The 19,470-nt window shown below is 70.5% G+C and carries 16 protein-coding genes and 1 pseudogene; 9 read left to right on the top strand and 8 right to left on the bottom strand.

What is annotated here, in order from left to right; genetic code table 11:
• The first annotated feature begins 92 nt into the window (after positions 1-92).
• From ACIA5C_RS42260 to ACIA5C_RS42245, 4 genes are read left to right on the top strand one after another with little or no spacing between them, the layout of a single operon-like run.
• On the top strand, positions 93-1,322 hold the full coding sequence (locus tag ACIA5C_RS42260) for a methyltransferase domain-containing protein (protein ID WP_396065702.1): 1,230 nt from the start codon (positions 93-95) through the stop codon (positions 1,320-1,322).
• A 1-nt stretch (position 1,323) separates the two neighbouring features.
• Positions 1,324-2,148, top strand: coding sequence for a glucose-1-phosphate cytidylyltransferase (locus ACIA5C_RS42255; protein WP_396065700.1), 825 nt, complete (start codon positions 1,324-1,326; stop codon positions 2,146-2,148).
• A gap of 4 nt (positions 2,149-2,152) precedes the next feature.
• Positions 2,153-2,812, top strand: a complete 660-nt coding sequence (locus tag ACIA5C_RS42250; RefSeq protein WP_396065698.1) for a PIG-L deacetylase family protein — start codon at positions 2,153-2,155, stop codon at positions 2,810-2,812.
• A complete protein-coding gene (locus tag ACIA5C_RS42245; protein WP_396065696.1) occupies positions 2,809-3,690 on the top strand; it encodes a phytanoyl-CoA dioxygenase family protein in 882 nt (293 codons plus the stop codon). Before ACIA5C_RS42250 ends, ACIA5C_RS42245 begins: the two co-directional genes overlap by 4 nt.
• 60 nt (positions 3,691-3,750) lie before the next feature.
• On the opposite strand, the gene ACIA5C_RS42240 is transcribed toward ACIA5C_RS42245, so the two are convergent.
• On the bottom strand, positions 3,751-4,887 hold the full coding sequence (locus ACIA5C_RS42240) for a class I SAM-dependent methyltransferase (RefSeq protein WP_396065694.1): 1,137 nt from the start codon (positions 4,885-4,887) through the stop codon (positions 3,751-3,753).
• 57 nt (positions 4,888-4,944) lie between these two features.
• The gene (locus tag ACIA5C_RS42235; RefSeq protein WP_396065692.1) at positions 4,945-5,895 is read right to left on the bottom strand and encodes a TIGR03621 family F420-dependent LLM class oxidoreductase; all 951 of its coding nucleotides are present in this window, start codon (positions 5,893-5,895) and stop codon (positions 4,945-4,947) included.
• Between the two features lie 292 nt (positions 5,896-6,187).
• Between ACIA5C_RS42235 and ACIA5C_RS42230 the strand changes: the two genes are divergently transcribed.
• From ACIA5C_RS42230 to ACIA5C_RS42220, 3 genes are all read left to right on the top strand, one after another.
• A complete protein-coding gene (locus ACIA5C_RS42230; protein ID WP_396065690.1) occupies positions 6,188-7,069 on the top strand; it encodes a glycosyltransferase family 2 protein in 882 nt (293 codons plus the stop codon).
• 113 nt (positions 7,070-7,182) lie between these two features.
• Positions 7,183-8,955 (top strand): hypothetical protein, encoded by a 1,773-nt coding sequence (locus ACIA5C_RS42225; RefSeq protein ID WP_396065688.1) that lies wholly within the window; start codon positions 7,183-7,185, stop codon positions 8,953-8,955.
• 151 nt (positions 8,956-9,106) lie between these two features.
• Positions 9,107-10,228: a hypothetical protein gene (locus tag ACIA5C_RS42220; RefSeq protein WP_396065686.1), complete on the top strand. Its 1,122-nt coding sequence runs from the start codon at positions 9,107-9,109 to the stop codon at positions 10,226-10,228.
• Between the two features lie 128 nt (positions 10,229-10,356).
• On the opposite strand, the gene ACIA5C_RS42215 is transcribed toward ACIA5C_RS42220, so the two are convergent.
• Positions 10,357-11,574, bottom strand: a complete 1,218-nt coding sequence (locus tag ACIA5C_RS42215; RefSeq protein WP_396065684.1) for an acyltransferase family protein — start codon at positions 11,572-11,574, stop codon at positions 10,357-10,359.
• Between the two features lie 20 nt (positions 11,575-11,594).
• On the opposite strand from ACIA5C_RS42215, the pseudogene ACIA5C_RS42210 reads away from it, so the two are divergent.
• Positions 11,595-11,930 (top strand): annotated as a pseudogene (locus ACIA5C_RS42210) (glycosyltransferase); the annotation flags it as partial.
• A gap of 375 nt (positions 11,931-12,305) precedes the next feature.
• On the opposite strand, the gene ACIA5C_RS42205 reads toward ACIA5C_RS42210, so the two are convergent.
• Genes ACIA5C_RS42205 through ACIA5C_RS42185 form a run of 5 tightly spaced genes read right to left on the bottom strand, consistent with a single transcriptional unit; the run spans position 12,306 to position 17,618 of the window.
• Positions 12,306-13,637, bottom strand: coding sequence for a glycosyltransferase family 4 protein (locus tag ACIA5C_RS42205; protein ID WP_396065682.1), 1,332 nt, complete (start codon positions 13,635-13,637; stop codon positions 12,306-12,308).
• Positions 13,627-14,943 carry a nucleotide sugar dehydrogenase gene (locus ACIA5C_RS42200; protein ID WP_396065680.1) on the bottom strand — a complete coding sequence of 439 codons (1,317 nt, stop codon included), beginning with the start codon at positions 14,941-14,943 and terminating at the stop codon, positions 13,627-13,629. Before ACIA5C_RS42200 ends, ACIA5C_RS42205 begins: the two co-directional genes overlap by 11 nt.
• 11 nt (positions 14,944-14,954) lie before the next feature.
• Complete coding sequence (locus tag ACIA5C_RS42195; RefSeq protein ID WP_396065678.1) at positions 14,955-16,007, bottom strand: GNAT family N-acetyltransferase; 1,053 nt, start codon at positions 16,005-16,007, stop codon at positions 14,955-14,957.
• Positions 16,004-16,927: a glycosyltransferase family 2 protein gene (locus ACIA5C_RS42190; RefSeq protein ID WP_396065676.1), complete on the bottom strand. Its 924-nt coding sequence runs from the start codon at positions 16,925-16,927 to the stop codon at positions 16,004-16,006. The genes ACIA5C_RS42195 and ACIA5C_RS42190 overlap by 4 nt, the downstream gene beginning before the upstream one ends.
• 16 nt (positions 16,928-16,943) lie before the next feature.
• Positions 16,944-17,618: a polysaccharide deacetylase family protein gene (locus ACIA5C_RS42185; RefSeq protein ID WP_396065674.1), complete on the bottom strand. Its 675-nt coding sequence runs from the start codon at positions 17,616-17,618 to the stop codon at positions 16,944-16,946.
• Positions 17,619-17,911: 293 nt separating this feature from the next.
• Here ACIA5C_RS42185 and ACIA5C_RS42180 point away from each other — a divergent pair, with 293 nt between their 5' ends.
• Positions 17,912-19,297, top strand: coding sequence for an O-antigen ligase family protein (locus ACIA5C_RS42180; protein WP_396065672.1), 1,386 nt, complete (start codon positions 17,912-17,914; stop codon positions 19,295-19,297).
• Positions 19,298-19,470 lie beyond the last annotated feature (173 nt).

The following is a 19,470-nucleotide window of genomic DNA, read 5'->3' as shown; positions in this document are numbered from 1 at the left end:
GAGTGGCCGCTGTCGGCTTACTTGCAACTGCGGCCAGCGGATCGAGCCATGCCACTAGGTTGAGCGTCGATCCGGTAGATGGAGGGGGCCAGATGACCGCGGTTAGCTGCCGACTGTGCGGTGAACCACTGACCGAGACGTTCGTCGACCTCGGCATGTCGCCACTGTGCGAGAGCTATGTGCCGGCCGACAAGCTGGACGGCCAGGAATCGTTCTATCCGTTGCACGTACGCACCTGCAGCAACTGCCTTCTGGTGCAGCTGCCGGCTTATGTGGCCGGTGAGGACATCTTCTCCGACTACCTCTACTTCTCGTCGTACTCGACGTCGTGGGTCGAGCACGCCAAGCGCTACGCCGACGACATGACCGAGCGGCTGGGCCTGGGCCCCGACTCGCTCGTCGCCGAGGTGGCGAGCAACGACGGCTACCTGCTGCAGCATTTCGTCGCCGCGGGCATCCCGGTCGTCGGCGTCGAGCCGGCCGGCAACATCGCCGTGGTGGCGCGGGAAAAGGGCATCCGCACCGAGGTCGAGTTCCTCGGCGCCGAGACCGGCGCCAAGGTGGCCGCGACGTACGGCCGGGCTGATCTGGTGGCCGGCAACAACGTCTACGCCCACGTGCCCGACATCGTCGACTTCACCGCCGGCCTGGCCGCGCTGGTCAAGCCGACCGGCCTGGTGACGCTCGAATTCCCGCACCTGCTGCGGCTCATGGAGCGCAATCAGTACGACACCATTTATCACGAGCACTACCAGTACCTGTCGCTGCTGACCGCCTCGCGGGCACTGGCCACCAGCAACCTGGTCGTGGTCGACGTCGACGAGCTGAGCACGCACGGCGGCTCGCTGCGCGTACACGCCCGCCCGGCGGAATCCGCCGGTGAGCCGTCGGCGAACGTCAAGGCGGTCCTGGCCGCCGAGGAGGAAGCCGGGCTGCACACGCTCGAGGGCCACGCCGGCTTCGCCGAGGCGGTCTTCGGCATCAAGCGTGACCTTGTCAGCTTCCTGATGCAGGCCCGCGCCGAGGGCAAGACCGTGGTCGGCTACGGCGCCCCCGGCAAGGGCAACACGCTTCTCAACCACTGCGGCATCCGGTCCGACCTCCTGAGCTACACGGTCGACCGCAGCCCGCACAAGCAGGGCTGGTTCCTTCCCGGCACGCACATCCCGATCCACCACCCGGACCGGATCGCCGAGGACCGCCCCGACTACGTTCTCGTGCTGCCCTGGAACCTGCGCACCGAGATCAGCGAGCAGCTGAGCTACGTGCGTGAGTGGGGCGGCAAGCTGGTGTTCCCCATCCCGTCGCTCGAGGTGGTGTGACATGAAGGTGGTGCTGTTCTGCGGCGGCCTGGGCATGCGGATGCGTGAGGGGCCGGCCAGCGCGCCCAAACCGATGAACATGATCGGCGACCGACCCCTGCTCTGGCACGTGATGCGTTACTACGCGCACTACGGCCACAAGGATTTCATCCTCTGCCTGGGCTACGGCGCGTCGGCGGTGAAGGACTACTTCCTTCATTACGACGAGGCCCAGTCCAACGACTTCACGATGACGGCCGGTGGCCGCGACATCAAACTGCACAGCACCGACATCAACGACTGGAACATCTCGTTCATCGACACCGGGCTCAGCTCGTCGATCGGTGAGCGGCTCATGCGGGTCCGTTCGCTGGTCCAGGACGAGGAGATCTTCCTGGCCAACTACGCCGACACGCTCACCGACGCGCCGCTGGACCAGCTTATCGAGCGGTTCCAGCGGTCGCCGGAGGCGGTCGCCAGCATGCTGGCCGTGCCGCCGGTCTCGACCCACCACGTGGTGGAGATCGCGGACAACGGCGAGGTCACCGGGGTACGCGCGGTCACCGACCTCATGCAGTACGAGAACGGCGGCTACTTCGTCATGCGGCCGACGATCTTCGACGAGCTGCGTGAGGGCGAGGACATGGTGCCGAACGCCTTCGATCGCCTCATCCCGCAGCGCAAGCTGCTCGCGCACCGCTACGAGGGCTTCTGGCGTGCGGCCGACACGTTCAAGGACCGGGCGGAGCTCGAGGACATGTTCCATCGGGGCCAGTGCCCGTGGATGCTGTGGGACCCGACCCACAACGGCAAGGCCGCGCTGACCGTCTCCGAACTCGTCGGCTGAGGACATGCTCGGCTTCTCACTCACCGGGGTGCGGTCGATGATCGCGGTCGGCGCGCACCCCGACGACATCGAGATCGCGGCCGGCGGCCTGCTGCTGAGCCTGGCCGAGGCCAACCCGGGCCTGCGGGTCCACTACGTGCTCTGCACCGGCAGCCCGGAACGTCAGGCCGAGGCCCGCGCGGCCGCGGCCGCCTTCCTGCCCGGCGCCGAGCTGACCTTCGCGCTGCACGACCTGCCGGACAGCCGGTTGCCCGCGCACTGGAACGCGACGAAGAACATCGTGCACGAGGCGGCGGCCACCTTCCCGGGCGCCCAGCTCGTGATCTGCCCGGCGCAGAACGACGCCCATCAGGACCACCGGCTCCTCGCCGAGCTGGCGCCGACGGTCTTCCGCGACCAGCTGGTGCTGCACTACGAGATCCCGAAATGGGACGGCGACCTGTCCCGGCGCAACACCTACCTCCCGCTGACCGACGAGATCGCCCGTCGCAAGGTCGAGCTGCTGCACGCGTCGTTCCCGTCCCAGAAGGGGCGGGACTGGTGGGACGACGAGGTCTTCCTGGGACTGGCGCGGCTGCGGGGCATGGAGTGCCGGTCGCGCTATGCCGAGGCCTTCGACTGCAACAAGGCATCGCTGACGCTCGGATCCGAGGGGGGATCATGACCGTTCTCTATTACGACTCGACGATGTCGGACGACGAGCGCCGGCAGAAGCTGTTCGGCGGTGACCTGTTCGTCTACTCGCCGACGGCACACTCGCTCGAGCTCGTCGCCTTCGCCCGCGAGATGGCCGAGAAGGCGCTGGCGCCGCACTTCCCGCCGGATGCCCAGCACCACATGGAGAAGCAGGCCTACGTCGACGTCCTGGCCGATCTGAAGCCGACGTTCATCAACCACGCGCGCAGCAAGGAACTCGTCGGCGGCATCCTGGCCGACCTCGGCATCGACATCGAGGAGGCCTACCTCGACGTCCCGCGGCTGCGCACGATGACCAGCGAATACCTGAACGCCGGTCTGACCCTGCAGTTCGAGCCGCACCGCGACACCTGGTTCTCGGCCCCGTTCTCCCAGCTCAACTACTGGATCCCGGTCTATGACGTGGCCGAGGACAACGCGATGGCGTTCCACCCGCGTTACTTCGGCAACGGGGTGCGTAACAGCTCGCGCGACTACAACTACGCCGAGTGGGTGGCCAACAGCCGGGCCGCGGCGGCCTCCCAGATCGACATGGAGACGCGCAAGCAGCCCGAGGCGGAGGAGGAGGTCGAGCGCACGCCGGACATCCGGGTCATCACACCGCCCGGCGGCATCCTCATCTTCTCCGGCGCCCAGCTGCACACGACCGTGCCGAACACGTCCGGCCGCACCCGGTTCTCGATCGACTTCCGGGTGGTCAACCGGCGCGACGTCGAGTCACACAACGGCGCCCCGAACGTCGACTCGGAATGCACCGGAACCAACCTGGGTGACTTCATGCGGGCCACCGATCTCGAGCGCCTGCCGGCTTCGCTGATCGGCGAATACGACACCGCCGGGGTCTGACGGATTTTCGGACGGGAAAAGGCCGAGCCATTTGGCTCGGCCTTTTCCGGTACGCGGTGATCAGGCGATCAGAAGCTCGGCCGTGACACCCAACCGGCGCAACTCCTCGGCGATCTCGTTGCGATAGGACGGGTTGGTGATGATGACCGCGTCGGGCTTCAGCTCGGTGAGCGTCTCCGGCGGGTCGACGCGGTGGGCGGTCACCGGAAGATAGCGGCCCCACTTGCGCGGGTTGACGTCGACCACGGCGGCCAGGCGCCGGTCGGCGTCGGCGAACGTCAGGAACTGCACGCCCCGCGAGCCCGCGCCCCACAGCACCGGCCGGGCGCCCCGCGCGACGAGTTCGCCGATGCGGTCGCGCCACGCCTTCTGCTCGGACGCGTTGCGCTCCTGGAAGCCGGCGACCGCGGCCAGCTGGCGCTCCCGCTCGGCCGGGCCGGGAATCGGCTCGCTGCCCAGGCGCGGCCGGTCGTCGACGTTGGCCGAGAGCTCGATGTAGCGGAACATGCCGCCGAACCAGGTGCCGGTGTCCTCCACCCGCCAGCCGGCCCGCTCGGCGATCCGGACCAGGGAGTAGGCGTCGAAGTAGGAGACGTGGGGGTAGATGACCTCCCAGCCGGCAGTCGACATGTCGTAGACGGCGTCCGGCACCTCCAGGTAGCCGTACACCGGGCGGGTGCCGGCCTGCTGCCGCAGGTCGGCCAGGAATTCGTACGGGTCGTCGATGTGCTCGAACCAGTGCCGCGAGGTGAACATGTCGAATTCGGGCAGCGCCTCGCCGCGCGGAGCGTATCCACTGTGGAACTCGGCTCCCGACGGGTCGGTTCCCTCCGGGCCGGCGTACATCGCGTCGTAGCCGACGCCGGTGCTGCCCGAGATGTGGCAGAGCTCGCGCAGGAACTCGCCCTGCCCGCAACCCACGTCGAGCACCCGCTTGCCGGCCAGGTCGAACCGCCCGGCGAGGTGCTTGACCAGCCCGGCCGAGAACTCCTGGAACGCCGGCGAGTGGTGCAGGTTGGTGTCCATGGTCGTGTCGTAGACCATGACCGCCGGGTCGAACGCCAGGTTGCGCACGTACGCGCAGGACGGGCAGTAGCCCAGCGTCATCCGGCCGACCGGGCTGGCGGCGGCCGCCCCGGCGTCGGCCCAGTGCACGCCGCACAGCACCGGGATGTCGCCGAGATCGGCGAAGGTCACGAGCGTGCTCTCGCCGCACGCATCACACAGACGAGACAAAGGGGTTCCTCCCGAAGGTCAGCGGCCGGCCAGCCGGGCGACGACCGGCGCCGCGGCCATGGGATCGCCCCCGAAGTGGAAGTAGTCGAGGCCGAACTGGTCGCGCCGCTGCTGCAGCGCTTGCACGCAGGATGCCACGGTGCCGTGCAGCACCGCGGGGGAGTCGGCCAGAACGGCCGGATCGGTCACCTCGGACGCCATGCTGGACACCCAGGGCCGGGCGTCCGGGGCGTCGCTGATGTCGACCGACCGGATCGACGTGTGATAGCGCAGGGCGTCCGGATCGCGGCCGGCCGCCTCGGCAGCGGCGCGGGCGATCGCGATGCGCTTGCCCACGCCCTCCGAGCTGAGGTCGAGCAGGGCCAGGCCGTCGGCGCGGTCGCGGCGCATCACGGGGTTGATACCCACGATGTCGGCGGCCGCCCCGGCGAGCTCGAGCACCCGGCGCGAACCGCCGCCGATCAGCAGCTGCGGATGCGGCTTCTGCACCGGCTTGGGCAGCCCGTCGAGCTCGGTGATCCGGTAGTGCTTGCCCGCGTACGAGAAGGGTGCGTCGCCGAACAAGCCCCTGATCACCTCGACCGACTCGCCCAGCCGCTCGATGCGGACCGGCGCCGGGTCGTACGGGATGTTGGCCGCGAGGTAGTCGCTCTCCATCCAGCCGGCGCCGAGCCCGATCTCCACCCGGCCCCCGGAGAGCACGTCGAGCGTGGCCAGGGCCTTGTGCAGCAGTACCGGGTGGCGGTAGTCGTTGGCCAGCACCAGCGGCATGATGCGCAGGGTCGTGGTGGCCTCGGCGGCCGCGGTCATGACGATCAGCGGGTCCATCACCCAGCCGGCGGTGAAGTGGTCGGAGACCGCCACCGACCAGTAGCCGAGATCCTCGATGCGGCGCAGTTTGTCGCGCCACTGCGACACCGACCCGGTGAGGGCGGGCATCGCGGTGCTGAAGCGGAACGGGTTCGCCATCACGTCTCCAGTCCAGATTTCCCGATGCGCCGCCGCCCGGGGAATTGTCATCCTACGGACGCGGCCGGGAACGTGGCCACGCTTGTGACGGTTATCCAACGGTCGGCCGAATGGCCGCGACTGCGACGGTCGGCATGGCCTCGTTATTTCGGACAGAATTGTTGGGACGACCGGCCGCCCGCACCGATTTGTCATTGTGACGGTCCGGTTAATGACAGTGGTTGCCTTGTCGGCACGGTGCGATAAGGTGCGGCTGACCCCCACACTTCCGACCCCGATGAGGGGAGTCCTGATGTCGAATGCCCAGCCGGTGCTGTCCATCTGCCTGCCGGTCCGCAACGCGGGCCCCGAGGTGGCCGGGACCATCCGTTCCATCCTCGCGCAGACCGAGACCGACATCGAGCTGGTCATCTCGGACAACGCGTCGACCGACGACACGGAAGACGTCTGCCGCGAGCTGGCGCGCGCCGACCGCCGCGTCGCCTACCACCGGCAGCCGGAAAACATCGGGCTGCTGCCCAACTTCATCTTCGCGATGAACGCCGCCCACGGTCGCTACTTCCGGTGGATCGGCGACGACGATCGGCTCGAGCCCGAGTTCGCGAGCCGCTGCCTGGCCGAGTTCGCCGCCGACCCGCGGCTGATCCTGGTCACGACCGGCATCTCGTACACGGCGGAGGACGGCACGGTCGCCACCGAGCCGTACGAAAGCACGGCCCTGCGGTCCGACGACCCGGCCGTCCGCTTCGGCGAGCTGATGCGCCTGCTCAACGCCAGCCACCTGATGATCGACCCGATGTACGGCATGATGCGGCGCGACGTGGTGGCCGCCCTCCCGCGCCGCAACATGCTGCACGAGGACGAGATCTTCGCCGGGAAGCTCGCGCTGGCCGGCCCGTGGGGCCACCTGCCGGAGGTGCTGGCGCACCGGCACTGGGCCGACGACTCGGTGGCCCAGCTCGGCCGGCTTCTCAACGTGCCTCGGTGGCAGTGGCGCATGCGCAACGCCCTGCAGGCCCGTGAGACGGCCGACTACGTCAACGGCCGCACCGACCTGACCGCCGAGCAGCGCCGTCAGGCCATGGCCGCGATCCGCAAGATGTACCTGGCCCGCCAGTGGAAGCTGGTCCGCCGGCGCAGCAAGAAGCTCGTCCGCCTGGCGACGGCCCGCTGACCTCCGATCCGGGCTCAGAACGCCACGGCCCTCGAGCGCCGACCGATGCGGCACGGTCGGTTGCCCGACCGACCGATGGGGGTCCTTGAGCGCTTTCACTAGCTTGGGGTGCCATGAGAGCGTTTCTCGCGGTTTCGGTCGCGCCCCATGCCGTCGCGCGCCTGCCGCGCCCGTCGGAGGCAGTGCTGGCCTGCCTCTCCGACCACGAGACCGAGGTGCGGCGCGTCGACGAGTCGCCCGGCGGCTGGGTGGCCTTCGCCGGTGCCGACGAAGGCCACCCAGCCGACCTCCTCGGCGAACCCGGCGGCGCCTTCACGGTGCGGCTCAGCAAGCTGCTGCGCACCCGTGACAGCGAGCCCGCCACCGCCGACCTGCCGGCCCTGATCGCCGCCGGCGCGCCGCTGGCCGGACTGCTGCCGCCGTTCGCCGCCGCGGTTCGCGAGCGGGCCGGCGGACCGGTCGTGCTGGCCGGCGACTGGCTCGGCTACCGCCAGCTCTACTGGTGGCGCGGCGACGGCATCGCGGCCGTCTCGACCAGCGCCCGCGCACTCTCGCTGCTCGCAGGCGGCGGCTTGGACCGGTCCGGGCTGGCCGCCCAGGCGATGATCGGCTGGCAGGTCGGCGACCGCACGATCTTCGAGGGGGTCCGTGCGCTGCCGCCGGCCTCGATCGTCTCCCTCGCCGACGGCGAGGCGACACTCCGCACGTACGCCGAGCCGCTGTCCCTGACCGGCCCGGTGCCCTCGGTCGACGACGCGGTGGCCGAGATGGCCGAGATCCTGCTGAGCCTGCAGAGCAGCCTTCTGCGGGCCCATCCCGACACGGTGCTCCAGCTGACCGGTGGCCACGACTCCCGCATCCTGCTCGGCGCCATCCCCGAGAAGCTGCGCCACGGCCTGACCGCCCTGACCCTCGGCGAGCCGGGCCACCCCGACGTCGTCATCGCGGCCCGGATCAGCCAGCGCTACGGGCTGCGCCACGACGCCCGCCGCCTCGACGACGAGCACCCCACCCCGGCCGACGCGCACGCCGTCTCGCTGGCCGCCGCCGAGGCACTCGAGTGCCTGGCCAGCCCGATGGCGCTGGCCCCGCTGCTGCTCACCGAGGCACACCTCGACCAGGGTTACCGGCTCTCCGGCCTGGGCGGCGAGGTGGCCCGCGGCTTCTACTACGCGGGCCAGCCGTCCGGCGCCGAGACCTCGCCCCGGCTGGTCAAGCGGCTCGCCCAGTGGCGCATCATGGCCAACGAGGCGGTCGAGGAGGCCGCCCTCGCCCCGGCGTTCCGCACCGAGGCCCGCGACGGCGCCGTCGAGACCCTGACCGGTCTCTTCGACTCCGGCGACTGGCTGCGCGCGACCGACCAGTTCTACCTCTACCACCGCATGCACCGCTGGTCCGGCGCTCACGGCACGGTCGCCGCGGTCCGCCGGCTGGCCGTCAACCCGATGTTCGACCGGCGGTTCATCGAGCTCGCGCTGGCCGTGGCCCCGTCCGAAAAGCGCGACTCCCTGCTGCTCGGCCGCCTGATGAGCCGCCTCGACCCGGAACTCGCCCGGATGCCGCTCGACTCCGGCCTGGTCCCGGCCCGGCTCGGCCGGCGCGGCGCGGCGACCCGGCTGTCGCTGGCCACGGTCACCGCCCGCAAGGCGGCCCGCAAGGTGCGCCAGCGGCTCACGCAGGGCCGCAACCCGCAGCTCGGGGCGGCCGGCATGGCCGAACTGGTGCTGGCGCACTGGCGGGCCGAGCCGTCCGCCGCCAAGGCCCTCTACGACCAGCCGATCCTCGACCGGGGCTGGCTCGACGGGGTCTTCGACGGCAGCCGTTCCGCCGCGCCGACCACGGTGGCGTTCCTGGTCAATCTGCTCGCCGCCGGGCCGCAGGGCTAGGCGGCCCCTTGCCGTTACGCCGGGAGGTCTTCCGCCGGGACGGGCTCGACCGAGCCCTGCCCGGCATCTTCCGGCGTCCGAAACACCACGTGGCTGGAGTCGTTCCCATGCTCGCACCTGTCAACGGTCACCCGCAGCGGACGGAGGCGTGATGGAACCCAACCCGCCCTACCCCGGTTCGGGCACCTCCGAGCTCCCCAGCCCCGAGCCGCCGCGCCGCCGCGACCGCGCCCGCATCCCGCTGCTGCTCGGCGCCCTGCTGCTGCTCCTGCTCGGCGGCTATGCCTATGCGACGCGGGGCGACTCGCCGCGGGCCGCGCCCTCCACGACGCCCGAGGCGGCCGGCAGCACCCTGCTGCCTTCCGGCTTGCCGTCAGACACCGCGTCCGCTTCGCCCTCGCCCAGCGCGGCGCCCTCATCCGCCAAGCCGTCGTCCAAACCGACCGGCGGGGTCCCGCGCAACGCGTCCGGCGGCCGGCCCGACGGCTCGAACACCGGCGTGCCCAAGGGCACCAGCCTCAGCGACTACCACGGCCCGTGCACCATCACCAAGGCCGGCACGACCATCGACGCCAAGAAGATCAGCTGCGACATCGTGGTGCGGGCCGCCGACGTGACCATCAAGCGCAGCAAAATCAACGGCGTCGTACTCCTGGACAGCGACGTGCCCGGCTCCGACCGCTGGTCCTACACGCTGGCCGACTCCGAGGTCGACGCCGGCGTGCAGGAACACCCGGCGGTCAGCTACGGCAACATGACCGTGCTGCGCAGCAACATCTACGGCGGCATCACCAGCGTCCAGTGCGGCGAGAAGGCGATCACCTGCACGGTGGAGGACTCGTGGCTGCACGGCCAGCAGATCAAGCCGGGCACCGACTGGCACCTGGGCGGGTTCCTCTCCAACGGCGGCCACAACATCCGCATCCGTCACAACACCATCGTCTGTGACACCCCGGTCACCCCGGACGGCCAGGGCTGCACCGGCGACCTCAACCTGCTCGGCGACTTCGCGGTCATCTCCGACGTGGTCATCGACGACAACTTCCTGGGCGCCAACACCGGCTCGTCGTTCTGCTTCTACGGCGGCGACGCGGCCAGCAAGCCGTTCCCGCACGCCAACAAGGTGGTCGTCACCGACAACGTCTTCGAGCGCGGCAAGAACGGCAAGTGCGCCGACTACGGCCCGGTCAGCAGCTACAACATGGACGGGCCGGGCAACGTCTGGCACAACAACAAGTGGTCCAACGGCGGCAACGTCACACCGACGCTCTGACACCCCCGGAGTTCCCCGTACGCGGGCAACCGCGTCCGGGGCAGGCACTTCGTCACCGTCCGGGCCGTGCCGTTCGGTAGACCCGGCGTTCCCCCTCGGGGGACGCCGGGTCTCTGTTCTGTGCGGGCCTACCGGTCCGGCTCGGCGGTGGCGACCGCGACAGTGGCGGCGGCCGTGGCCGTGGCCGCCGGAGCCTCGGCGGGAACTGCGGGGACCGGGCGCCACCGGTTGCGGGCCGCGTCCCTGAGGGCCGCCCAGCTGCGGTACCGCTGGAACGGGATCTCGAACACCGCGGCGAACCAGCGGGCCCCGACCAGGGACAGCGGCAGGACGATCGCCAGCGTCAGCAGGAAGCGGGGCAGGCCGGGCGCGAAGTGCGGGCCGACGATCTTCTCGCTGACCGCGACCACGATCGGCGCGTGGATCAGGTAGAGGCTGTAGGAGAAGGTGCCCAGGCGGCGTACCGGCCAGGTGTCGAGGAGCCAGCGCACCGAGCGGGCGCGGCCGGTCGCCACGGCGGCCAGGAAGCACGCGATCGCCGGCGCGAGGGCCAGGTCGGCCCAGTACTGGTTGTCGTTGAACCAGACCGTGCCCTGCACCATCAGCAGCACCAGCACCGGGACGAAGGCGGCCAGCGAGAACCATTGCCAGGGCAGGTTGCGTACCCGGTCGCTCGCCCGCAGAATGCCCGCCGCGGCCAGGCCGAGCGCGAACAGCGAGGCGAACTGCGGGGTGAGCCGGATCAGCAGGTGAACCGCCGACACGTGTGGGGCGAGCACCCCGACCGTGGTGACGACGATGGTCACCGCGGCCACCATGGCGACCGCACCGGCCCGCCGCAGCATCACCAGCAGCAGCGGGAAGACGATGTACAGCTGCGCCTCGACGGCGATCGACCAGAACGCACCGTTCGGGACCGGGGAGCCGAAGACGTCCTGCAGCAGCAGGCCGTAGACGACGACCGCCTTGGCGTTCGGCTCGGCCGAGCCGGGCTCGGCCGCCACCGTCCAGCACATGATGAGGCTGAAGACCAGGGCGGCCCAGTAGGGCGGCAGGATCCGCCAGGCCCGGCGCCACGCGAAGCGGCCCTTGCCACCCAGCTGCCAGTCGCGCCGGGCGGGCCCGATGCCCAGCGAGAAGCCGGACAGCGCGATGAACACGACGACGGCGAGATGGCCGTACATCAGCCAGATGAGCCCCCGCGGCCCGGAGTTGACCGGATAGGTCGGGTACGACATCAGATAGGTGTGGTGCAGCACCACGAACAGCGCGGCGATGCCGCGGATGCCGTCCAGACCGACGACACGGCGGTTCGTGACGGCGGACTCCGAAGCGTTCGAGGTCATCGGCTCTCCTGGACCCTGGTGTGGCTATTCTGGCCAACGTGAACGCGGCAGCAGTCAGCATCGTGATTCCGGCGCACAACGAGGAAGCGGTCATCGCGGGCAACCTGCGCCGGCTCCTCGACGGCAGCGCCCCCGGCGAGTTCGACGTCATCGTCGTTGCGAACGCCTGCAGTGACGCCACCGCGAAGGCGGCCGCCGAGGTCGAGGGCGTCCGGGTGCTCGAGACCCCGGTCGGCGGCAAGCCGAACGCGCTGCGCCTGGGCGACGAGGCCTGCACGACGTTCCCGCGGGCCTACCTCGACGCCGACGTGCAACTCGACGCCGCCTCGGTGCGCGAGCTGGTCGTGGCCTGCGCCCAGCCGGGCGTGCTCGCCTGCGCCCCGGCGCCCGAGCTCGACCTGGCCGGGACGGGGCCGGTGGTGCGCCGGGTGCATCGGGTGCACGAGGCGCTGATCGCGCCGCAGCGGGCGCTGGCCGGCGTCGGCGTGTACGTGCTCACCGAGGCCGGTCACGCGCGGGTGTTCCCGATGCCGGACGTCATCTCCGACGATGGTCTGGTTCATGCCAGCTTCGCCCCCCATGAGCGGGTCGTCGTGCGCACCGCGCGGTCGGTGGTCCGACCGGCCCGCACCGTCCGGACATATCTCAACCGGAGGGTGCGGGTGCGGCGCGGGAACCGGCAGCTCGCCCAGCTGGGTCGTGCTTCGGGCGAGAGCCGGCTCACGCTGGGCTCACTGGCCGGACTGGTCCGAGGGCGCCGGGTGGGCGTCGTCGACTCCGGCTGCTACCTGGCCGTGATGGTCCTCGACCGGGCGCTGACGCGGGTGCGGAACAACCGCGCCGACACCTGGGGCAGCGACGCCAGCACCCGGGTCGGCGGCTGAGCCGACGGCGGCCGCGTAGGCGGCCAGCAGGTGCCTGCGCGACTCGTTCCACGACAGCGGGCCGCTGACCCGGGCCTGGCCGATCTCGCCCATCCGACGGCGTTCCCCGGGGTCGTCCATCAGCTTGGCGACGAGCTTGGCGAACTGCGACTCGTCGTTGGCCGGGGCGTACAGCGCGGCCTCGCCCGCCGACACCCGGGCCTCCTTCAGCTCGAAGGAGACCATCGGCTTGCCCATCGCCATGTATTCCATGACCTTGTTCATCGTCGACACGTCGTTGAGCGGGTTGAGCGGGTCGGGGGAGAGGCAGACGTCGGCCGCCGACAGGTAGCGCAGCAGGTCGTCGTCGGACACCCGGCCGGTGAACTCGACCTGGTCGGACAACCCCAGTTCGGCGGCGAGCGCGACCATCTGGTCGAACGTGTCGCCACCGCCCACGAAGGCCGCGTGCCAGTCCGTACGCCCCTGCTCGTCGCGCAGCTTGGCCAGCGCCCGCAGTGCGTAGTCGACGCCGTCCTGCGGCCCCATCACACCCAGGTAGCAGAGCAGGTAGGGCTTGCCCCGCTTGAGTTCCGGCTCGATCGGCACCTGACGGAACCGCTCGACCGCCGGCGCGCTGCGCACCACGAAGACCTCTTCCGGCCGCTTCCCGCCCCGCTCGAGGGCGGCCGCCCGGTAGCTCTCGTTGGTCGAGATGACCACGTCGGCGGTCCTGTAGGTCTGCCGCTCGACCCAGCACACGGCGCGGTAGAGCCGGTCCTCGCCGCGGTTGAAGCGCGACAGGTAGAGCTCGGGCACCAGGTCGTGCTGGTCGAAGATGAACTTCGTGCCGCGCCGCTTGAGCCGCTTGGCCAGCAGGTAGTAGAGATCCGGCGGGTTGCAGCCGTGTACCACGTCGACGTGCCCCACCTTGCGGGCCAGCCGGAACGTGTGCCACAGCGCCGAGCCGTACTCCTGCAGGTAGCCCAGCGGGCCGCCGGCCGCCGCCTTCAACGGGTAGCGGTAGATGCGTACGCCTTCGATCTCGGCGTACGTCTCGGTGTCGCGCTTCGTGCCCTGCGGGCAGATGACGCTGACCTCCCAGCCCGCCTGCCGCAGCGCGAGGCTTTCCTGCCAGACGCGCCGGTCGAACGGCACGGACAGGTTTTCGACCAGGATGAGTGCGTGCTTACCAGCCAAGGCCCTGATACCCCACGGTCTCCCGGCGCTCTTCGGCGTCGGGGATACGGACAAGGTCGACGACGAGGCGGTCGCCCGGCTCGGCCAGCGCGTCCAGCACGGCCTGCTCGGTGTTGCCGACCACGCACACCTCGGCGTGTTCGAACACCTCGGTGACGTCGTTGGTGAGGACGTCGGCGAGGTGCGGCAGCCGGCCCTCGACGTACTCCCGGTTGGCGCCCATCAGGCGCGACAGGGCGACGTTGGAGTCGTAGATCTTCAGGTCGTAGCCCTTGCCCAGCAGCCGCTCGGCCAGCTCGACCAGCGGGCTCTCGCGCAGGTCGTCGGTGCCCGGCTTGAACGACAGGCCGAACAGGCCGACCTTGCGCTTGCCGGTCGCCACGACCAGCTCGATGGCCCGCTTCAGGTGCTCCTCGTTGGACGGCAGCACGTGCGACAGCAGCGGCACCGCGACGTCGGCGCGGCGGGCGGCGTACACCAGGCCGCGCAGGTCCTTCGGAAGGCAGGAACCGCCGAAGGCGAAACCCGGCTTGAGGTACGCGGGGCTGATGTTCAGCTTGGTGTCGGAGAGGAAGACCTCGATCATCTTGTGCGAGTCGACGCCGAGCGCGCGGCTGATCGCCCCGAGCTCGTTGGCGAACGCGATCTTGAGGCCGTGGAAGCAGTTGTCGGCGTACTTGGCCATCTCGGCCACCGCGATCGGCACCCGGTGGATCTCGCCCGGCAGGCCTTTGTACATCTCGGCGACCGAGTCGGCGCTGCGCGCGTCGAGCTCGCCGATGACCGTCTTGGGCGGGTCGAAGAAGTCCTTGACGCTCGAACCCTCGCGCAGGAACTCCGGGTTGACGGCGACGCCGAAGTCGACGCCGGCGGTCTTGCCGGACTGCTTCTCGAGGATCGGGATCAGCAGGTCGGTGCAGGTGCCCGGCAGCATCGTGCTGCGGAAGACCACGGTGTGCCAGCGGTCGAGGGCGGCCAGCACCTCGCCGATCTGTTCGGCCACCCGCTCGAGGTAGGCGGTGCTGAGGCTGCCGTTGGACGCGCTGGGCGTGCCGACGCAGACGAGCGAGATCTCGGTCCCCAGCACCGCCTCGGTGACGTCGGTGGTCGCCCGCAGCGCGCCTGAGCCGACCACCTCGGCGGTGAGCTCGCCGATGCGCTCCTCGACGACCGGGGCCTGGCCCCGCTGAAGCAGCTCGACCTTGGTCGGGTTGACGTCGACGCCGACAACCTCATGTCCCTGCGCGGCCAGGCACGCCGCCGACACACTGCCGACGTAGCCCAGCCCGAAAACGCTGATCCTCATGGACTTCCCCCCTAGCGGTTGTTGGCGCGCAGCCGGCGCGCGATGCTGCGGAGCTGCGGCGCGATGGCCGACGACTTCGCCGCGGTGATCAGAGAGTTGCGTGCGCGCCGGGCGACGCGATAGGCGCTGCTGCGACTGACGACGCCCTGGGCGACGCTCATCTCGCCGGTCTTGGCCCGTCGTTTGTATTCGTCGTCGCCCCGGCCGAAGTCGATCCGGCCAACGCCGAGCTCGGGTGCCGCCTGCACCAGTTCGCGCAGCAGGATCCAGCCCGGGGCCAGCGACGAGAACTCGGGATCGTAGACCGGGAACCACCAGTGCAGGACCTCACCCGAGCGGATGCCGAAGTGCGCGGCGAGCAGACGCTCCCCGGCGTGCACGGTGGAGAGGATGCCGGCGAACTCGGTGCCGCGCGTGTGCAGCAGCCGGGTCAGCAGGTCGACCCGGTCGGGTTCGGCGAAGTAGTCGGCCGCGCCGGTCGCCTCGTATTGCCCGCGCTTGAGGCGGACGACCTCGGCCAGCGCCTTCTCGTCGACCACGTCGGCGGCGAACCGGATCGCGCCCAGCTGCTTCTCGGCCTTCGCGGTGCGCCGCCGGGCCTGGCCCATGTTGTCCTTGCCGCTCTTGGACGCCCGGCCCAGGTAGCCCTCGAGGCCGCCGGTAGTGTCGACGAACGGCGACACCCGGGTCGACTCGAACCAGGGCGCGAACTCGTCGGCCGGCTCCAGCAGGTGGTCGAAGGCGAACCGCTTCACGCCGTCGGTCAGCAGCCGGGCGGGCGGGAACGGCGTGCCCGGGGCCCGGATCGGACCCTGGAAGTCGGCGCCCGGCCAGCCCACCGGACGCAGCATCGCGCCCTCGCGATGCCCGGGCAGCAGCGCTGTCACCGCACCGCGCTCGTTGCGGACCACCGCGACCTGCACCGGCCGGCCGGCATGAACGGCGGCCGAGAAACCGGGATGGAAGTACGGGCTGTCGAGCGCCGGGTTGGACGCCCGCAGCCGATGCCACGCGTCCAGGTCGGCGTCGGTCAGCGCGTCGAACGCCACGTAGCGCAACGTCACGGCTTGGCTCCAGTCAGCGTTGCGATCAGGTCGTCCCGCCGGGACAGCTTCATCAGTGGCCGCAGCGAGGCCTTCGAGGTGCGGCGCCCGGCCGCGGCCCGGATCGCCTCGCCGAGCACGACCGAGGCGCGGTAGGCGAAACCGGCCGTGGCGCCCCGCCGGCGGCGGAACAGGATCACCTTGTTGGCCACCATCAGCGCGTACAGCACCGGGTTGACCGCCGAGTCGCCGCCGATGTGCTCGACGACCGCGTCCGGCTCGTACCAGAGCGTCCAGCCCCGGTCGGTGGCCCGCAGGCAGTAATCGGTTTCCTCGCTGTAGAGCATGAAGGATTCGTCCCACGGCCCGAGTTCGCGGACGGCGGCGGCCGAGACCAGCATGGCGGCGCCGGTCACCCAGGCGACCGGTCCGGCTTTCTCGTACGCCGCGGGATCGAACACAAGCTCACCGAGGGACCCGATGCGGCCCGCCCGGTCGCCCCCGATGACCGCCTCGACCAGCGCGCGGCCCACGGTCGGGGTGCGGCGCAGCGAGGGCTGCAGCGAGCCGTCCGGGTTGAGCAGCTTCGGCGCGGCCACCGCCCGGCCCGGCTCGCGCAGCGCGCGGGCCAGCGTGGCCAGGGTGTCGGGCCGCAGCCGGCAGTCCGGATTGAGCACCAGCACCGCGTCGAGCTTGCGCAGCTCCAGCGTGGCCGTGGCGGCGTTGATGGCGGCGGCGTAGCCCGCGTTGCGGCCCATCTGCACCACCCGCACCGGCACGTCCGCGGCCGCCTCGGCGATCGCCACGCAGTTGTCCTCCGACGCGTTGTCGGCGACCACGACCGCGGACAGGTCGACCCCGGTCTGCGTGGCCAGTGACCGCAGGCAGCCCTCGAGCACCGCACCGCTGTTGTACGTCACGATGACGACGGCGACACTCACATCTTCTCCTCGCTGCTCAGCCACGGAACCGCTTCACCGTGCGGGCGGCCAGGTTGCGGGCCCGGCGGGGGAGCGCCGGCGCCCCGTCGAGCACCTGGTCGAGCCAGGCGGCGTCGACCGTTCGTTTCAGGCTGTTGCGCGCCTGGAGCCAGGACCGGGGTGCGGCCCGGCCACCGTCGCTTGTGTACGCCCGGGTGACACCGGCCTCCCGAAGCCGGCGCAACACGTGGCGATCGTACGACCCGAAGGGAATAGAGGCCTCGGTCACCGGCTGCCCGGTGAACTCGGACAACACCTGCGGCGCCCGCACCAGCTCCTCGATGACCTCGGGCTGGGTCAGCCGGCGCCAGTCACGGTGCGTCCAGCCGTGGGTGCCCAGCGGCATGCCGGAGCCGACGAGTTCCCGTACGCCGTCGCGCGTAAGCCGCCCGGGGCGGCCGAGCAGGCCGGCACAGAGGAAGAACTGCGCGGTCAGGCCCCGCTTCAACAGGTGCGGGAGTCCGATCTCGACGTCCGACGCGTTCGCGTCGTCGAAGGTCAGACGGACGTCGGGCCGCCCGGCGACCGCGTCGAGGACGTCCTCGAGCTGCCGGACCGTGATCCAGACCTCGTCCTCTCCGGGCTCCAGTTCGCGAACCGGCGCGCCGATTCCGTGCAGATTGAGAGTAACGATCGATGGTGGCGTGGTCACCAACAGTGCTCCCGGCGCTCGTGGTCCTTCGAATCGGGTCGCTGGCTCAGCCATCCTCAGACGCCCGAACGGGTACGCATATCGGTAGATCGGGCGAACCGCATGCCTCTTCGTCGGTTCGCTGGTCGGCCGCTCCCCAACCGCATGTCGTCATTCCGACTCAGCCGTCCAGGCATATCTGCGACGCATTCGTCCGCGCGCGCCGGACACGGCTACCGTAGGGCCGTCGAAGTGCCGCGGGGGAACCCGAGGCCTTCCGGCATGTGTACGGCAGCCATCGTGACAGGGTGTGAATGACTTTGACGACGAGCGTGCTGGCCGATCCGGCCGACCTGGAACCCACGCTCCTGTACGAGCGGACCTACGCGACCCGTCGCCGGGTGACGTACGTGGACGCCGCGGTGCTGCTCAGCTTCATGTTCATCCTGCTCGGCGTGCTCCCGGCCCGGCTCATCGTGCCGGGCGCGACCGACCTCGGCCGGCCCTCGCTGCTGGTCGGCTTCGCGCTGTTCCTGTGGTGGGTCATCACCCGCTTCAGCACCAGCCTGGCCATGCAGGGCCCACAGCCGATCCGGTGGGCATTCTTCGGCTGGCTCGCCGTGCTGCTGGTCGGTTATGCGGTCGGTTTCCTGCGCGGTCTGACATCGATCGAAGCGAATGCCGCCGACCGTACCATCCTCTATTTCTGTGTGTTCGGTGGCGCGGTCCTGACCGCGGCCGACGGCCTGCAGAACTGGGTGCGCCTGCGCTCCCTGCTCAAAGCGCTGGTCGGCACCGCGACATTCGTCGCCGCGTTCGGTGTCGTCGAATACGCGCTCAACCGCGACCTGAGCTATCTGCTGCTCGTTCCCGGCCTGCAGGAGAAGGGCTGGACCCCGACCCTGGAGGACCGCGGCGCCGGCGCCCGCGTGGCCAGCACCACCGGGCACTACATCGAGCTCGCCGCCTACCTGGCCCTGGTGCTGCCGTTCGCCCTGCACTTCGCGATCCACGCCCGGCGGCCCCGCGAACGCGTCGTGGCGATCACGTGCGCGGTCATCATCGCTTCAGGCATCGCCTCCACCATCTCCCGCACCGGCATGGTCGCGATCGCCATCATGTTCCTGGCCCTGGTGCCGGTCTGGACCTGGCGGATGCGCTACAACATCGGCATCATGATCGCCGGCGTCCTGGCGGCCGGGATGGCCGCCAAGCCGGGGTTGTTCAACACGCTGTTCCACCTGTTCGACAACCCGACCGACAACTCGTCGATCTCGGTGCGCTACGAGCGCTACCCGATGGCCTTCAAGTACATCGCCGAACGGCCGTGGCTCGGCCGGGGCACCGGGACGTGGGTCTCGCCGCAGTACCAGGTCATGGACAACCAGTGGCTGGACATCCTGCTCAACAATGGGTTCGTCGGCGCGATAGGCTATTTCGCCCTGCACGTCACGGCCATCACGGTCGCGTGGATGGCGCTGAAGCGCTCGAACGAGCCGGAGGTCCGCCATCTGTGCGCGGCCCTGATCTCGACCCAGTTCATGGGCCTGATCGTCGCGGCGACATTCGACTCGCTGGGCTACCTGACGTACGCCACCACGCTCGGCTTGACGATCGGCTTGTGCGGCACCGTCTGGCGGCTGACGCACCCGGCCCGCATGGTGCGCACCTCGGCCACCCGCCCGCTCCTGGAACGCTGAGCCGCCCCGCCCATCGGCTCCGCCCCTGGTGAGTTGGGGCGGGCCGCTTTGCGCGCGAGCCGCGCCCGCCCGCGCCGGCCCGCCCGCGCCGGCCTGCCCGCTGGCCCCTGCCTGCCTGCCTGCCTGCCCGCTCGCCGCCGGCCCACCGCGGCCGCCGGCCCACCCGCGGCCGC

The sequence above is a fragment of the Actinoplanes sp. NPDC051343 genome, from assembly GCF_044455125.1.
Classification (GTDB): Bacteria; Actinomycetota; Actinomycetes; order Mycobacteriales; family Micromonosporaceae; genus Actinoplanes.
Note: the sequence above shows the minus strand (reverse complement) of the source record. Positions and strands in the feature narration are given on the sequence as shown.

What these genes read in the sequence shown, in the direction of transcription:
- ACIA5C_RS42215 (WP_396065684.1), bottom strand. Translation starts at nt 11,574, where the DNA reads ATGACCTCGAACGCTTCGGAGTCCGCCGTCACGAACCGCCGTGTCGTC.
- ACIA5C_RS42220 (WP_396065686.1), top strand. Translation starts at nt 9,107, where the DNA reads ATGGAACCCAACCCGCCCTACCCCGGTTCGGGCACCTCCGAGCTCCCC.
- ACIA5C_RS42200 (WP_396065680.1), bottom strand. Translation starts at nt 14,943, where the DNA reads ATGAGGATCAGCGTTTTCGGGCTGGGCTACGTCGGCAGTGTGTCGGCG.
- ACIA5C_RS42250 (WP_396065698.1), top strand. Translation starts at nt 2,153, where the DNA reads ATGCTCGGCTTCTCACTCACCGGGGTGCGGTCGATGATCGCGGTCGGC.
- ACIA5C_RS42235 (WP_396065692.1), bottom strand. Translation starts at nt 5,895, where the DNA reads ATGGCGAACCCGTTCCGCTTCAGCACCGCGATGCCCGCCCTCACCGGG.
- ACIA5C_RS42260 (WP_396065702.1), top strand. Translation starts at nt 93, where the DNA reads ATGACCGCGGTTAGCTGCCGACTGTGCGGTGAACCACTGACCGAGACG.
- ACIA5C_RS42245 (WP_396065696.1), top strand. Translation starts at nt 2,809, where the DNA reads ATGACCGTTCTCTATTACGACTCGACGATGTCGGACGACGAGCGCCGG.
- ACIA5C_RS42230 (WP_396065690.1), top strand. Translation starts at nt 6,188, where the DNA reads ATGTCGAATGCCCAGCCGGTGCTGTCCATCTGCCTGCCGGTCCGCAAC.
- ACIA5C_RS42180 (WP_396065672.1), top strand. Translation starts at nt 17,912, where the DNA reads ATGACTTTGACGACGAGCGTGCTGGCCGATCCGGCCGACCTGGAACCC.
- ACIA5C_RS42225 (WP_396065688.1), top strand. Translation starts at nt 7,183, where the DNA reads ATGAGAGCGTTTCTCGCGGTTTCGGTCGCGCCCCATGCCGTCGCGCGC.
- ACIA5C_RS42255 (WP_396065700.1), top strand. Translation starts at nt 1,324, where the DNA reads ATGAAGGTGGTGCTGTTCTGCGGCGGCCTGGGCATGCGGATGCGTGAG.